This window comes from Neobacillus sp. SAB-20_R2A (assembly GCF_049568635.1).
In the GTDB taxonomy this organism is placed as follows: Bacteria; Bacillota; Bacilli; order Bacillales; family Cytobacillaceae; genus Neobacillus; species Neobacillus citreus.
On record NZ_CP145895.1, the window covers coordinates 326,904 to 339,514 of the forward strand.

A 12,611-nucleotide genomic window follows, 5' to 3' on the forward strand; every position below is an offset into this window, starting at 1 on the left:
ATGAACGGTTATTACCCAATTATGCTTAAGCTTGAAGGAAAAAAGGTAATAGTGGCCGGCGGCGGCACGGTAGCTGAGCGGAAGGTAAAAGGCTTGCTGGAAACGGGAGCAGCCATTACAGTCATTAGCCCGGAAAGTACGCCTGTTATACAACATTTGGCTCACGAAGGAAAAATAGCCTGGAAGCAAAAGCCGTTTGCCAAGTCGGACATCCAGGAGGCTTTTCTCATCATAGCGGCCACGAATGACCCACACACCAACAATCTGGTGAAGGAAGAAGCGGCGGTGCAGCAGCTTGTATCCATTGCGGACAATCCGGAGGAGTCTGATTTCCATCTGCCTTCCCATCTGAAGCGGGGCCGCTTAAGCATTGCGGTGTCCACAGGAGGAGCAAGCCCAATCCTAGCGAAACAGATCCGCAAGCAGCTTGAGCAGCAGTTTGACTCCCGGTACGAGGATTATCTAGAATTTCTTTTTTCAAAACGACAATGGATTTTGAAAAATGTTGAGGATGCGGATTTAAAAAGAAAATTGTTAACAGCCATCGTCAGCCCGGAATTTTTGAACAGCGGCGACTGGGATGAGATGTTTCAGAGTTTATATGAACAAATGATTTAAAGCAGCTACCTGAGTAGGAGGTATCTGCTTTTTTTATTGTGTTAAGAATCTAGTAATATCAAGGATTTTTTTATCTGCGCAGGGGAATTTTACCTATTTTTTAAAATTTTTCAGAAAAGTAGTTCCATTTTCCGGAAGTGTGTTATATAATACAAAACGAGGATAGTTACTGTATTATAACAAAGAGGTGATCAAGTTCGTGTCGACGCAAACAAGGGGGATGGAAGTGGTTGGGGCCTTGAAGGCCCAATACGACGGGATTTTAACGCCAGATGCTTTGAAATTTATTGAAGAACTTGAAACCAAATTTGGCCCAAGGCGGGCTGAACTGTTACAGTCCAGACAGAAACGCCAAGAGGAAATTAATAACGGCAAGCTTCCTGCTTTCCTCCCTGAGACGAAGCACATCAGAAATGGTGACTGGAGAATTGAACCATTGCCTCATGACCTTCAGGACCGAAGGGTGGAGATTACCGGGCCGACTGACCGAAAAATGGTCATCAATGCCTTAAACTCCGGAGCCAAATTGTTCATGGCCGATTTCGAGGATGCCACGTCACCAACATGGGAGAATCTCCTTGAAGGGCAAATCAACTTACGGGATGCCGTTAATCGGACGATTAACTTTGAAAATCCAGACGGAAAAAAATACGAACTGAATGAAAAAACAGCTGTACTAATTGTCAGACCCCGCGGACTTCATCTCGAGGAAAGGCATGTGTTATTAGACGGCAGAACCATTTCAGGAAGCTTTTTCGATTTTGGATTGTATTTTTTCCATAACGTAAAGGAACTGCTGGCAAGAGGAACCGGTCCTTACTTTTACCTGCCAAAGCTTGAAGGCCACTTGGAAGCACGGCTTTGGAATGACGTATTTGTATACGCACAGGAAAGGCTCGGGATTGCCCAAGGCACCATCAAAGCAACTGTGTTAATTGAAACCATCCTGGCCGCTTTTGAGATGGAAGAGATTCTTTATGAATTAAGGGAACACTCAGCCGGATTAAACTGCGGAAGATGGGATTATATTTTTAGCTATTTGAAAAAACTACGTAACCAAGATGATGTTATTTTACCGGATCGTTCGCAGGTGGCGATGACAGTGCCGTTCATGCGTTCGTACTCCTTACTTACGATTCAAACCTGCCACCGCCGCAAGGCACCGGCAATAGGGGGAATGGCAGCACAGATTCCAATCAAGGATAACCCCAAGGCAAACGAAGAGGCATTTGCCAAGGTTCGCGCTGACAAAGAGCGCGAGGCACGGGACGGTCACGATGGGACGTGGGTTGCCCACCCTGGACTTGTTCCGGTGGCGATGGAGGTTTTCAACCGCGAAATGCCGACTCCAAACCAAATCCATACGATGAAACAGCAGAAGATTACCATTACAGCTAGTGATTTATTGGAAGTGCCAACGGGTACGATTACTGAGGAAGGTGTCCGTACCAACATCAATGTAGGTATTCAATATGTGGCTTCCTGGCTTTCAGGACGCGGTGCAGCACCGATTCATAATTTAATGGAGGATGCGGCAACCGCCGAAATTTCACGGGCCCAGCTATGGCAGTGGATCCGTCATCCAAAGGGCATCTTAAAAGACAACCGGAAGTTAACTTCCGAATTATATGAACAGCTAAAGGCCGAGGAACTTACGGAAATCAAGCGGGAAATTGGGGACCAAGCCTACTTGAACGGGCGGTTCGACGAAGCCGTTAACCTGTTTGATAACTTAATCTTAAATGACGATTTTGCAGATTTCTTAACTATTCCAGGTTACCAACAACTATAGGGATTTGAGAGTTTTTAACTCTTCAAAAATATATTTTCAAAAAATACTTTAATAGGTTGATAGGAGGATTTTAAAATGACTGATGCAAGAGTAGCGCAATTACAAGAAAGCTGGGAAATGGATGCACGTTGGAAGGGGATTACACGTCCATATACTGCAGAGGATGTGATCAAACTTCGAGGTTCTATCGATATTGAACATACATTAGCACGCAAAGGTGCTGAAAAGCTTTGGAAACTAGTAAACGAAGAAGATTATATCAACGCTCTTGGCGCTTTAACTGGTAACCAAGCGGTTCAGCAGGTTAAAGCTGGGCTTAAGGCTATCTACTTAAGCGGCTGGCAGGTTGCTGCAGACGCTAACCTTTCCGGTAACATGTACCCTGACCAAAGCTTATACCCTGCAAACAGCGTTCCGGCTGTTGTTAAGCGTATCAACCAAGCACTTCAGCGCGCTGACCAGATCACTCATGGAGAAGGCGACAATTCTATCGATTGGTTCGCTCCAATCGTGGCTGACGCTGAAGCAGGCTTCGGCGGCCAGCTAAACTGCTTCGAACTAATGAAAGGCATGATTGAAGCAGGTGCTGCCGGCGTTCACTTCGAAGACCAGCTTTCTTCTGAGAAAAAATGCGGCCACTTAGGCGGTAAAGTATTGCTTCCTACACAAACTGCGGTTCGCAACCTGATTGCTGCCCGTTTAGCTGCTGACGTTATGGGCGTTCCAACTGTGCTGGTTGCCCGTACAGATGCTAACGCTGCAGACTTAATCACAAGCGATATCGATGAAAACGATGCTGAGTTTATTACTGGCGAACGTACAGCTGAAGGCTTCTTCCGTACAAAAGCAGGTCTTGACCAAGCAATAAGCCGCGGATTGGCTTACGCTCCATATGCCGACCTAATCTGGTGCGAAACTTCCGAGCCAAACCTTGAAGAAGCACGCCGCTTTGCAGAGGCAATCCATGAGAAGTTCCCTGGCAAACTGCTTGCCTACAACTGCTCACCTTCCTTCAACTGGAAGAAGAAGCTTGACGATGAAACGATTGCAAAGTTCCAACAAGAGCTTGGCAAAATGGGTTACAAGTTCCAATTCGTTACACTTGCAGGCTTCCATGCTCTAAACCACAGCATGTTCGAACTTGCCCGCGGTTACAAAGAAAACGGCATGGCAGCTTACTCTGTCCTGCAGCAGGCTGAGTTCGCCAGCGAGCAATACGGCTACACTGCTACTCGTCACCAGCGCGAAGTTGGTACTGGTTACTTCGACCAAGTATCTATGGTAATCTCCGGCGGTACTTCTTCCACTACTGCGTTGAAAGGCTCTACGGAAGAAGAGCAATTTACTGGTTCTAAATAATATAGTGATCGGACGTGAATCCTTCCCTCCTTAATGGAGGGAGGGGTTTTTTCTTTGTGGCTGGGGGCGGGGGTTACTCTCGGATAAGCGGTGAATACTCTCGGATAAGGTATGTTTACTCTCGGATAACGCGGGAATACTCTCGGATAACCGTAATTTACTCTCGTAACCGCAAATTACTCTCGGATAGGAGCGGAATACTCTCGGATAAAGTGAAAATACTCGCGAATGGCCATCATTTACTCTCAGAGATGCTGAGATTGGAACGTTTTCTATACAGAAATCATACATAGTAATTAGCCTTTTAAATGGAGTTGATTCTTTTTGAAAAAGCCTACCGTTGACGAGGTCTTGCAGCAAGGCATCTATGGAACGATTGAAACCAAGCCTGAGGAAAGAAGGAAATTTTTAGGATCTTTACGCGAACGAATTATTGTCGCTCTTACGAAAAAACAGGTAGCTGAAACCGAAGTGTACCCTCAAGTAGGGCAGTTAATGAAGAAATATCCTGGTGCCCATCTTTTTCTAAACGGAAATATGGGTTACGCCCAATTATCCAAATATGTAAAAGTCGCATCCAAACACAAGATTGGCCACACTATTGTCACCAACAAGGAGCATGACACCGACATCGGCTTAGTTTTAGCAATGAATCATGCTATTGATAAAGAAGAAATTTACCTTACAAAAAAGGAAATTGTGATTCCAAAGCAAAATAAGAAGAAAGGACTTTTTTCAAAGTTATTTAAAAGAAAATCAAACAAATGAGCTCGTGGCTTAAAGGTGCCATGGGTTTTTTTATGTCCAAAAGTAAAATTGTGGTAATATTTAGGAGGGGAGGATGAACCATGACTATTAAAGGAATAAACCACATTTTGTTTTCCGTTTCCAATCTAGAAAAATCCATCCAATTCTATCAAGGCGTGTTTGACGCCAAATTGCTAGTAAAAGGAAGGACCACCGCCTATTTTGATCTAAACGGCATATGGCTTGCCCTGAATGAGGAGAAGGATATACCGAGAAATGAAATACATCATTCCTATACGCATCTGGCTTTTTCAATCGAAGAGGCAGACTTCCTTAACATGTTTGAAAAACTGAAACAACTCCAGGTCAACATTCTGCCGGGCCGCCAAAGAGACGAAAGGGATAAACGATCACTATATTTTACCGACCCGGATGGACATAAATTTGAGTTTCACACAGGTACACTTCAAGACAGACTAGATTACTATAAACAAGAAAAAAAGCATATGGAGTTTTTCAATTGAAAAAGGGGCCCTAAAGCCCCTTATTAGTTTGACGCCTCGACCGCAGCGCGCAATTCTATCTCCACATTTCCCTGCACCGCCCTGCTGATCATACAGGAGGTCTCCGCCTTCTTGGCAAGCCTGTGTGCTAATGCAAAATCCTTTTCAGCAGCATCCGCTTTCAAAACGATAAGTGGTTTATGAATGATTTTTTTATAGGTAATAACCCCATTGGTCACATCGACAATCCCTTCGGATTCCATCGTTAAGCCCGCCTTATCAAGCCCGCTCCGCTGCATCGTGGCGGCAAGCGTGATGATATAGCAAGTCGCAGCCGCACCCAGCAGCATTTCATCGGGGTTCGTCCCGACCCCCGGGCCGTCCATTTCCGGCGGGATGGATACCTTCGTTTTCAGGTTTGCGGTTTCAATTTCACCTACATCATTCCGAAGCCCAGGCCAGTTTGCTTTTAATAAAAATCGATGTTCAGCCATCCAAAAACCTCCAGTGAAATATTTCTTGTATAAAAACCCGATGATTTTTAAAATATGGTATGGTTAGTTTATTAATTTAATGGAGCAGCAAAAAATATGAACCTAATAAAGAAGCTATTTCTGTTTTTAATACTTTGCCTTTATCTAGCCATTCTTACAAAACTCGTATTATTTAAATATATCCCGCTATCTCAGATTATCAATCATTTTAATTTCACCTATGACGGATACCACTGGCGCTCAAACAATTTTGTTCCCTTTAAAACCATTCATTTTTATTTGTATATAGCCGATGTCAATTTCGATATTCGGGTGAAGAATCTAGCTGGAAACGTGGTTGGCTTTATCCCGCTTGGCTTTATCTTACCACTCTTGGCAAAAAAATTTCAAAAACTTAGAACCGTCATGCTAGCCGCGTTCAGTTTAAGTCTATCCTATGAAATACTGCAGTTGGTGTTCGAATTTGGCAGCTTCGATGTGGATGATTTGATCTTAAATACCTTTGGCGGAATTTTGGGCTATATCCCGTTTAAAATTTTGCAGTTTTTTTCCCGCCCCAAAAGGAAAAGAAAAAAATAAGGCAAACTGAACCGAAATTATGTTGAAATCTGCAACGTTTTTTAAAAATTTGCAGATTTTTTAGTTTATCAGAAAAAAATGTGTTGTAAGGGTTTACATCATGTAGTAATATGGGTAATGAAATCACATACATGATTTAAAATCACATATGTGATTCCAAGGAGGATCGGAGATGGCTGTTAAATCGGCAGAACGCGTGTTAAAAGTGTTTGAGTTGCTTGCACAGCACCCAGAGGGATTAACAATCAAAGAAATAAGCGAGACACTTATTTTTCCGCAGAGCAGTACATCAGGTTTGATTGAGACGTTATTTCAAGCAAACTATTTGACGGTCGATTATTCAAAAAAGTATAGGCTTGGACCAAAGCTTATACCCCTTGGAAGCATAGCGATGAATTGTCTCGATGTTGCTGCCCAAGGCTTGCCTTTTCTAAAAAAACTAATGGAAGAGGTACAGGAAACCGTCTTTATGGCTGTTTTATCAGATTCTGAACTTATCTATGTGGCGAAGATCAACAGCAATCGATCCATTCGTACAACAGCGGAACCAGGAAAAAGCAAGCCATTGTATTGCACGGGATTAGGAAAAGCCTTCTTAACCTTTCTCTCGGATAAGCAACGGGAGGAAATTATCAGAAACCTAATATTGCAGCCTATTACACCCAAGACGATAACTGACAAAACATCTCTCAAAGTGCAACTGGAAATGTTCGCAAGTCTTGGCTATGCCATTGATGATGAAGAGAATGAAGAGGGGTTATATTGTCTGGCTGCTCCTATATATGGAGTAGAATGTACGATTCAGGCCGCAATTAGCGTAGCAGGTCCTAAAGAAAGAATGTTAAAAAATAAAGATAGAATTGTGGAAAACTTGCTCCATACCTCAATGAAAATTTCTGACAGTATTGGGTACAGATAACCACAATGCTAAATTTTATTAGCTCTTTGAAAGGGGGACTTGCATGTAGGAAAAGGGTCATTATGATTCTATTCATTATATAAAAAAGCTGATTATCTATAGTTTTTTTGAAAACGCTTTAAAACGCTAAGGCAACAATCGTGTAATGTGGGTACTTAAGGAAAATTTCATGCAAGGGAATTTATTAATTTCATTATTCTACCAAACTATTTTTTAATATGTGTTATAGGTCTACAGTATAAAATGAAATCGCTATCACTTTTGTGAAAATAACAGCAAGGGGGAAAATTATGAAAAAGAGTTTTGTAGGTTTTAAAAAAGCTGCTGGTGTTCTTGCTTTAGCCGTTGGTCTTAGCTCTGCACTAGCTGGCTGCAGCGGTTCGAATTCCTCTGACACCTCAAAGGCGCCGGAGAAGAACACTGAGAAAAAGGTTCAAGAAATCCGCTTGGTTGCTGCTAACCATCCTTGGACAGAAGCAATTAAGGCACAATTGCCAGAGTTTGAGAAAGAGACTGGCATTAAAGTAAAGATTGACAGCTATTTTGAAGACCAATTAACACAAAAAACGTCCGTTGAGTTTGCCTCTAACTCTAAGAACATCGACGTTGTTATGTTCCGTCCGCTCCAAGACGGTAAGATGTTCCATAAGAGCGGTTACTTTGCAGACATGACTGGTTATATTTCTAAAGAACAAGACTATACAAAGGATTTTATTCCTTCTTCCCTAGGAAGCGTGCAACAAGACAAAAAATACTTTGGATTACCGCTTGTAACAGAGACGGAAGTTCTTTACTACCGTAAAGACCTGTTAGAAAAAGCCGGCATCGAAGTTCCAAAGACATTAGAAGAGCTTGAAGCAGCGGCTAAGAAGTTAAACGACCCTGCTAATGGCGTTGCTGGATTTGTTGCCCGTGGTAAACGTGCTGCTGCAGTTACACAGTTCTCCAGCTTCCTATATGGCTTTGGCGGCGACTTTATGAAGGATGGAAAATCCACCCTTACTTCACCTGAGGCATTAAAAGCATTTGAATATTATGGGAACCTTTTAAATAAGTATGGCCCTAAAGGTACTTTAAACATGAGCTGGCCTGAGGCAATGGCTGTGTTCACTCAAGGAAAAGCTGCTTTCTATACAGATGCATCTTCCTTGTTCACAAACGCAACTGATCCATCAAAATCTGCTGTGGCTGACAAAGTTGGTTTCGCTCCGTTCCCAGCTGGTGCTAATGGTTCTAAGCCATACAACGTAACATCTTGGGCACTTGGTATTGGCGCTAACTCTGAGAAGAAAGATGCAGCATGGGAATTCATTAAGTGGGTAGAAAGCAAAGAAATGGTTACGAAGCTTCAAGCTGAAGGAAATCCTGGTGCACGTATTTCTGTTTGGGATTCTGCAGAAGGAACTGCTAAATTCCCGAAAGATTTAGCGGCAGCGATTGCTGAAAATGGTAAAGCTGGTACTTCTTATGACCGTCCAGTGGTAATCAACGTAGGAAGCGCACGTGATTCCATCGGCGATATCATCATTGCTGGTATCGAAGGCAAGGATGTTAAGGCTGCTGCAGAAAAGGCAGACGGAGAATTCCAAAAGATTCTTGACAGCGAGAAGTAATCCGTTCTAATTAGCACAAATTTTTAATCGGCTTTCGGTCAGCAATCTAGGTTGTAATACTGGATCATGCCCGAAAGCCGTTTGTTTTAACAAAACATAATCTTTTCCGGGAGGAACAAAAGAATGACAAATTGGATTGACCGTCACATCAAGTGGGTTTTTACCTTGCCGGCTGTGCTTTTTGTAGGATTAATGATGGTCATGCCTGTGGGCTATACGTTTTGGCTGAGTTTTCATGAGTGGAGCATGTCGAATGTGACTCCTCCGTTATGGGTGGCTTTGGATAATTATATCGCATTATTTAAAGATGAACTTTTCCTTAAATCACTTTGGTTAATGTTCTATTTTACAATTGTAGCTGTGTTGATTGAAACGGTATTAGGGGTTGGAATTGCGATTCTTATGAATCAGAATATCGTTGGAAAAGGCGTTGTCAAAACCTTATTCCTGCTCCCAATGGTAGCAACTCCGGTTGCTGTCGGTTTAATTTGGGTCCTAATTTACGAACCGAATATTGGGATTCTTAACATATTCTTAAGCAAACTCGGAATTCCGGGTCAGGAATGGTTAACCTCACAGAGTCTCGTTATGCCTTCGTTAATTTTTATTGATGTTTGGGAATGGACCCCGATGATCGCCTTAATCGTTCTAGCAGGTCTTGTTTCCCTGCCGAAGGATCCTTACGAAGCAGCGATGATTGACGGGGCGACTCCTTGGCAGTCGTTTACAAAAATTACGCTTCCGTTGTTAAAACCGACGCTATATTCCGCTGTTTTATTAAGGATGATTGACGCGTTAAAAACATTTGACATTATTTATGCTACTACTCAGGGCGGACCGGGGACTTCATCCCAAACGACCAACATTTACGGGTACGTGTTAGGCTTCCAATACTTCAAGATTGGTCAAGCTTCTGCATTATTAATGATCTTCTTTATCATCGTTCTATCGATTAGTATTTTCACGATTCTTTTACGGAAAAGGGCGGGTGTACAGCTATGAGTGAAAAACGAAGTCCGATTAAATCCATTTTCACCCATTTCGGCGTTTATTTTGTACTGTTTTTGTTCTTACTCCCGTTCCTGTGGATGTTACTCGCTTCATTTAAAACACAAGTACAAATTCTTAATACCAATAAAATCTTTGAAATTACAGCAAACTTTAATAACTATATTAATGTTTTTAAAGAATATAACTTTCTTAGTTTTATATGGAACAGCTTTGTCGTTGCAGCAGGGGCAACCCTATTTGGGCTCATCCTTGGCCTTCCTGCCGCTTATTCAATTGCAAAATTCAAGCAGCAAGGCTTTGGTCTTTTAATTCTTGTAGCAAGAATTGTACCGGGTATCTCTTTCCTTATCCCATGGTTTATTATCTTTTCAAAACTGCAATTAATTGACACATACACGTCGCTAATCCTAAGCCATATGCTTGTCACCATGCCGTTTATTATCTGGGTTATGATTCCGTTTTTTGAAGGGCTTCCGCATGAGCTTGAAGAATCAGCACGTGTAGATGGCTGTTCTATTCCAGGGGCGTTTGTCAAAGTTATGCTGCCAATCTCGGGACCGGGGATTGTGACTTCATCTATTTTGGCGTTCATCTTCTCATGGAATAACTTTATGTTTTCACTGATTTTAGCAGGCGATAACACGAAGACCTTACCGATTGCCATCTTTAATTTCCTATCCTATTCGGAAATTAACTGGGGCGGTCTGATGGCGGCATCTGTCATCATTACGGCACCTGTACTAGTCATCGCACTATTTGCCCAACGATATATCATTGCAGGATTAACAGGCGGAAGTGTGAAAGGTTAATAGTCTTAGCAAATGCGTGATTTAAAAATAATATAAACGAGGCGAATTGACTATGAAAATCACGAATCTAACATTATACAAAGTTCCTCCACGCTGGCTTTTTCTAAAAATTGAAACGGATAACGGCTTAGAAGGCTGGGGCGAGCCAATCGTCGAAGGCCGGGCGAGCACGGTAGAGGCTTGTGTAAAGGAACTTAGTGACTATTTAATCGGTCAGGACCCACGGAAAATTGAAGATCTTTTCCAGGTGATGTACCGTGGAGGATTTTATCGCGGCGGTCCAATCATGATGAGTGCCATTTCGGGAATTGAGCAGGCACTGTGGGACATAAAAGGGAAATTCTACAATATGCCTGTTTATGAAATGCTTGGCGGGGCGGCACGTGATAAAATCCGCGTCTACTCATGGATCGGCGGTGATCGCCCAAGCGACGTAGCGAACGAAGCCAAGGAAAAGATTAAGGCAGGTTTTACAGCAGTAAAAATGAATGCCACTGAAGAAATGGAATACATTGATAATACTTCCAGCGTGGAAAGTGTCATAAATAGAATTGCTGCAGTCCGTGAAGCGGTAGGCAAAGATGTGGGAATAGGCATGGACTTCCACGGCCGTGTCCATAAAACAATGGCAAAAATCATTGCGAAAGAATTGGAGCCATACCGTCCAATGTTTATTGAAGAACCAGTTCTTCCGGAAAATAACGAGGCGTTACGTGAAATCGCCCGATATACTTCAACGCCAATCGCGACTGGCGAAAGACAGTATACACGCTGGGGCTTTAAGCAGCTCTTGATGGATGGATATGTTGATATTATCCAGCCGGATGTTTCGCACGCTGGAGGAATTCTCGAAATGAAGAAAATTGCGGCTATGGCTGAAGCCTTTGATGTTGCGGTTGCTCCTCATTGTCCGCTCGGTCCGATTGCTCTAGCTTCGTGCTTACAGGTGGATTTCTGTACGCCTAATGCAATTATTCAGGAGCAGAGCTTAGGAATTCATTACAATCAGGGCAGTGATTTGCTTGATTACCTTAAGGATCGTTCTGTCTTTAAATATGAAAATGGGTATGTGAACATTCTTGAAGGCCCGGGTTTGGGGATTGAAGTGGATGAAGAGCATGTAAAGGAAATGGCGAAGGTTGGGCACGATTGGAAGAATCCAATTTGGCGCTATAAAGATGGCAGTGTTGCCGAGTGGTAATGAATAAGGGGGAAAATTAAATGGATGTGATTACCTTTGGTGAAACAATGGTCCTATTAAACCCCTCAAAAGCAGGGCCGCTAAGATATGTCAACGAATTTGAAAAGACCATCGGCGGGGCAGAGTCCAATGTGGCCATCGCTCTCGCCAGACTTGGCCATCTGGTAAGTTGGGTGAGTCGTCTCGGTGAGGATGAATTCGGCCTATACATCCGTAACTTTATTCGCGGTGAAGGGGTCGATACCAGTTTGGTAACCTTTGACCCCTCTTGCCCCACAGGAGTATTTTTTAAGGAACGGCAAGATGGAAGAGATCCTAGAGTAAACTATTTCCGGGCCGGATCGGCGGCAAGCAGAATGGGAAAAGCTCACTTGCAGGAAAGTGAAATTGCCAAAGCGAAAATCCTTCATATTTCAGGTATCACACCAGCGTTAAGTCCATCCTGCAGAGAGCTTGTCTATCATGCGATTGATGCAGCCAAACGAAATAAGGTGACGATTGTTTTCGACCCGAATATTCGCCTGAAGCTTTGGACAAAGGAAGAAGCGCGTGAAGTGTTAATGGATATTGCCGGTAAATGCGATATCGTTTTGCCGGGTATTGAAGAAGGTCTGATTCTTACAGGTGAAAAAACACCGGAGAAAATAGCTGAGCGATTAATTAAAAATGGATCAAAGGCGGTCGTTGTGAAACTCGGTGATTCCGGAGCCTATTACAATGATGGAGATAAGCAGGAATACGTCGACGGGTACAGAGTTGAGAAGGTAGTCGACACTGTTGGTGCTGGCGATGGGTTTGCTGCCGGCTTCATATCGGGCTTGCTTCGCGGCTGGTCCTATAGGGATGCCGTTTACCTAGGAAACCGGGTAGGCGCTTCTGCTGTAACGGTGGCGGGTGATGTGGAGGGTTATCCATATTGGGCTGAAATCGCTCCTGATCGCTCTGAAGAAATCTTGAGATAGTAGT

At 43.1% G+C, this 12,611-nt stretch carries 13 protein-coding genes; 12 read left to right on the forward strand and 1 reads right to left on the reverse strand.

The features are described from left to right. The 5 genes from V5M37_RS01715 (at position 1) to fosM (ending at position 5,040) form a co-directional block, all read left to right on the forward strand. Entirely contained in the window at positions 1 to 618 is a 618-nt protein-coding gene (locus V5M37_RS01715) for an NAD(P)-binding protein (RefSeq protein ID WP_423800469.1), read from the forward strand. 199 nt (positions 619 to 817) lie between these two features. Then, positions 818 to 2,410 carry a malate synthase A gene (gene aceB / locus V5M37_RS01720; RefSeq protein WP_423800470.1) on the forward strand — a complete coding sequence of 531 codons (1,593 nt, stop codon included), beginning with the start codon at positions 818 to 820 and terminating at the stop codon, positions 2,408 to 2,410. 75 nt (positions 2,411 to 2,485) lie between these two features. Then, positions 2,486 to 3,769, forward strand: a complete 1,284-nt coding sequence (gene aceA, locus V5M37_RS01725; protein WP_213147767.1) for an isocitrate lyase — start codon at positions 2,486 to 2,488, stop codon at positions 3,767 to 3,769. A gap of 324 nt (positions 3,770 to 4,093) precedes the next feature. Further along, positions 4,094 to 4,537, forward strand: a complete 444-nt coding sequence (locus V5M37_RS01730; RefSeq protein ID WP_423800471.1) for a YueI family protein — start codon at positions 4,094 to 4,096, stop codon at positions 4,535 to 4,537. A gap of 80 nt (positions 4,538 to 4,617) precedes the next feature. After that, positions 4,618 to 5,040 (forward strand): FosM family fosfomycin resistance protein, encoded by a 423-nt coding sequence (fosM, locus tag V5M37_RS01735; RefSeq protein WP_423800472.1) that lies wholly within the window; start codon positions 4,618 to 4,620, stop codon positions 5,038 to 5,040. Between the two features lie 23 nt (positions 5,041 to 5,063). Here the strand turns inward: fosM and V5M37_RS01740 are convergent, their stop codons facing one another. Then, complete coding sequence (locus tag V5M37_RS01740; protein WP_423800473.1) at positions 5,064 to 5,513, reverse strand: OsmC family protein; 450 nt, start codon at positions 5,511 to 5,513, stop codon at positions 5,064 to 5,066. Positions 5,514 to 5,609: 96 nt separating this feature from the next. On the opposite strand from V5M37_RS01740, the gene V5M37_RS01745 reads away from it, so the two are divergent. The 7 genes from V5M37_RS01745 to V5M37_RS01775 all read left to right on the forward strand — a co-directional run bounded on the left by V5M37_RS01745 (position 5,610) and on the right by V5M37_RS01775 (position 12,607). Further along, a complete protein-coding gene (locus tag V5M37_RS01745) occupies positions 5,610 to 6,092 on the forward strand; it encodes a VanZ family protein (protein ID WP_423800474.1) in 483 nt (160 codons plus the stop codon). Between the two features lie 172 nt (positions 6,093 to 6,264). Then, positions 6,265 to 7,011, forward strand: coding sequence for an IclR family transcriptional regulator (locus tag V5M37_RS01750; RefSeq protein WP_423800475.1), 747 nt, complete (start codon positions 6,265 to 6,267; stop codon positions 7,009 to 7,011). A gap of 290 nt (positions 7,012 to 7,301) precedes the next feature. Continuing rightward, positions 7,302 to 8,624, forward strand: a complete 1,323-nt coding sequence (locus V5M37_RS01755; RefSeq protein WP_423800476.1) for an ABC transporter substrate-binding protein — start codon at positions 7,302 to 7,304, stop codon at positions 8,622 to 8,624. A gap of 123 nt (positions 8,625 to 8,747) precedes the next feature. Continuing rightward, positions 8,748 to 9,626, forward strand: a complete 879-nt coding sequence (locus V5M37_RS01760) for a carbohydrate ABC transporter permease (RefSeq protein ID WP_423800477.1) — start codon at positions 8,748 to 8,750, stop codon at positions 9,624 to 9,626. Beyond that, a complete protein-coding gene (locus V5M37_RS01765; protein ID WP_423800478.1) occupies positions 9,623 to 10,444 on the forward strand; it encodes a carbohydrate ABC transporter permease in 822 nt (273 codons plus the stop codon). The genes V5M37_RS01760 and V5M37_RS01765 overlap by 4 nt, the downstream gene beginning before the upstream one ends. A 52-nt stretch (positions 10,445 to 10,496) precedes the next feature. After that, complete coding sequence (dgoD, locus tag V5M37_RS01770; protein WP_378587982.1) at positions 10,497 to 11,645, forward strand: galactonate dehydratase; 1,149 nt, start codon at positions 10,497 to 10,499, stop codon at positions 11,643 to 11,645. 20 nt (positions 11,646 to 11,665) lie between these two features. Then, the gene (locus tag V5M37_RS01775; RefSeq protein ID WP_423800479.1) at positions 11,666 to 12,607 is read left to right on the forward strand and encodes a sugar kinase; all 942 of its coding nucleotides are present in this window, start codon (positions 11,666 to 11,668) and stop codon (positions 12,605 to 12,607) included. The last annotated feature ends 4 nt before the right edge of the window (positions 12,608 to 12,611 follow it).

Excerpts from the sequence above, each read along its gene's own strand:
- V5M37_RS01745 (WP_423800474.1), top strand. The coding sequence starts at position 5,610 with ATGAACCTAATAAAGAAGCTATTTCTGTTTTTAATACTTTGCCTTTAT.
- V5M37_RS01775 (WP_423800479.1), top strand. The coding sequence starts at position 11,666 with ATGGATGTGATTACCTTTGGTGAAACAATGGTCCTATTAAACCCCTCA.
- fosM (WP_423800472.1), top strand. The coding sequence starts at position 4,618 with ATGACTATTAAAGGAATAAACCACATTTTGTTTTCCGTTTCCAATCTA.
- dgoD (WP_378587982.1), top strand. The coding sequence starts at position 10,497 with ATGAAAATCACGAATCTAACATTATACAAAGTTCCTCCACGCTGGCTT.
- aceA (WP_213147767.1), top strand. The coding sequence starts at position 2,486 with ATGACTGATGCAAGAGTAGCGCAATTACAAGAAAGCTGGGAAATGGAT.
- V5M37_RS01740 (WP_423800473.1), bottom strand. The coding sequence starts at position 5,513 with ATGGCTGAACATCGATTTTTATTAAAAGCAAACTGGCCTGGGCTTCGG.
- V5M37_RS01750 (WP_423800475.1), top strand. The coding sequence starts at position 6,265 with ATGGCTGTTAAATCGGCAGAACGCGTGTTAAAAGTGTTTGAGTTGCTT.
- V5M37_RS01765 (WP_423800478.1), top strand. The coding sequence starts at position 9,623 with ATGAGTGAAAAACGAAGTCCGATTAAATCCATTTTCACCCATTTCGGC.
- V5M37_RS01760 (WP_423800477.1), top strand. The coding sequence starts at position 8,748 with ATGACAAATTGGATTGACCGTCACATCAAGTGGGTTTTTACCTTGCCG.
- V5M37_RS01715 (WP_423800469.1), top strand. The coding sequence starts at position 1 with ATGAACGGTTATTACCCAATTATGCTTAAGCTTGAAGGAAAAAAGGTA.
- V5M37_RS01755 (WP_423800476.1), top strand. The coding sequence starts at position 7,302 with ATGAAAAAGAGTTTTGTAGGTTTTAAAAAAGCTGCTGGTGTTCTTGCT.